We start from the raw sequence: 2,287 nt of genomic DNA on the forward strand, positions 1-2,287 counted from the left end.
ATTCAAAAAATCCACCCGAATTTCGGCGGCTGGGAAAGTCACCCCATCGAGTTCGAAATCCCCAAGTTCTTGCACTTCTCCATCAACAATCGGTACATGAGCAACAATGGTTTTATCAATATTGACCTGCCATATTTTGACTTCCACGACACCGTTTTGAGGAATACGCGATGGATCAATAAGCCCTCTTTCCACTGCAAATGGCCCTACCGCGGCAGATAAGTTTCCGCAATTGCCACTCCAATCAACAAAGGGTTTGTCTATCGCGACTTGTCCAAAGAGGTAATCAACGTCGTGATCACCTTGGTGACTTTTCGATACTATAACGGCTTTACTGGTGCTTGACGTCGCCCCGCCCATGCCATCCGTTTGTTTGCCATAAGGATCAGGACTGCCGATGACTCGAAGTAGCAATTCATCACGCGACTTTCCAGGTACTTGAGCCGATGGAGGTAAATCCTCTAGTTTGAAGAAAACACCTTTGCTGGTGCCGCCGCGCATGTAGGTGGCAACAATTTTACTCTGTTTCATACCGGCCCCGCTTGAGAGTGAGAATGAAAGTTAGATTTAGACTGAGTCTGTGATTGAGACTGGAAATGCAACTGAGACTGAGACTGAGACAAAAAGTCTTGAGCAAAACGCTGTAACACGCCGCCAGCGTTATACACATTTACCTCATCTTCAGTATCTAAACGGCAAGTAACGTCTACGTTAAACTGCTCACCATCGGTTCGAGTTATCGATAGCACTAAATCCCCCCCCGGTCTTATATCACCGAGCACATCATAAATTTCCGAGCCATCAAGGTTGAAGGTATGACGATTTTGACCCGATTTAAACTCAAGCGGCAGCACACCCATACCCACTAAATTAGTTCTGTGAATGCGTTCAAACCCTTCTGCGACGATCACTTCTACCCCCGCTAATCGAACGCCTTTTGCTGCCCAGTCTCGTGACGAACCTTGCCCATAATCCCCACCAGCAACGATGATCAGTGGTTGTTTGCGGTCCATATAGGTTTCAATAGCTTCCCACATTCGCATAACCTTTCCTTCTGGCTCTACTCGTGCAAGCGATCCCTGCACCACTTCACCATTCTCTTTCACCATTTCATTAAACAGCTTTGGGTTGGCGAATGTGGCACGCTGAGCGGTTAAGTGATCGCCCCGATGGGTCGCATAGGAATTAAAGTCTTCTTCTGGAACGTCCATCTTAGTGAGATATTCACCCGCCGCACTTGATGCCAAAATAGCGTTTGAAGGCGAGAGGTGATCGGTGGTGATGTTGTCACCAAGCAACGCCAACGGGCGCATATTTTTGAGGCTTCGTTCACCCGCAAGCGCTCCTTCCCAATAAGGTGGTTTGCGAATATAAGTGCTTTTTCCACGCCAATCGTACAAAGGGTTGAGGTTGGTTTCGCTTTCATCCAGTTTGAACATTTTTATGTAAATTTGATTGAACTGCTCTGGTTTAACATGGCGATTTACGACAGAATCAATTTCCTCGTCACTCGGCCATAAGTCATTGAGGTAGATAGGATTGCCACTGCTGTCGAGTCCTAAGCTGTCCTTTTCGATATCAAAACGAATGGTTCCTGCTATGGCGTAAGCAACAACAAGCGGTGGCGATGCCAAAAATGCCTGTTTTGCGTAAGGGTGAATTCGACCATCAAAATTACGATTACCCGACAGAACTGCGGTGGTGTAGAGGTCACGCTCAATGATTTCATTTTGAATGTCTGGTGAAAGCGCGCCACTCATGCCGTTACACGTTGTGCAAGCATATCCCACGATACCAAAACCGAGTTTTTCCATTTCAGGCAATAACCCAGCCTCTTCCAGATACAATTTGGCGACTTTTGAACCAGGAGCAAACGACGTCTTCACCCATGGTTTACGCACTAAGCCAAGCTCATTGGCTTTTTTCGCAACCAGCGCTGCCGCCACGACATTTCTTGGATTACTGGTGTTAGTGCACGAGGTTATAGCTGCAATGATCACTGCGCCATCAGGCATTTGATTGCCATTATCAGTCCATTTTCCGGCGATGCCTCGCTCGGTAAGTTCCGCTGTCGGTAAACGTCGGTGCGGGTTAGAAGGACCAGCAAGGTTCCGTTGCACCGTCGATAAATCAAACTCGATGACACGTTCATAAACCGCACTCTCTAGGTCATCGGCCCACAAACCGGTTTGTTTCGCATAGCGTTCAACCAGTTCAACTTGGTCAGCTTCTCTGCCTGTGAGTGTAAGGTAATTGATGGTCTGCTCATCGATGTAAAACATCCCAG

2 protein-coding genes are annotated in these 2,287 nt (G+C 47.5%); both read right to left on the reverse strand.

What is annotated here, in order from left to right; genetic code table 11:
• A partial coding sequence (locus ACP45E_RS15255; protein WP_277815712.1) for a PrpF domain-containing protein occupies window positions 1-531 on the reverse strand: 531 nt, incomplete at its 3' end.
• Window positions 528-2,287, reverse strand: a 1,760-nt coding sequence (acnA, locus tag ACP45E_RS15260; protein ID WP_069585192.1) for an aconitate hydratase AcnA, incomplete at its 5' end; no start/stop codon positions are given. The genes acnA and ACP45E_RS15255, both read right to left, overlap by 4 nt.

Source organism: Vibrio genomosp. F10 str. 9ZD137 (assembly GCF_049974785.1).
Classification (GTDB): Bacteria; Pseudomonadota; Gammaproteobacteria; order Enterobacterales; family Vibrionaceae; genus Vibrio.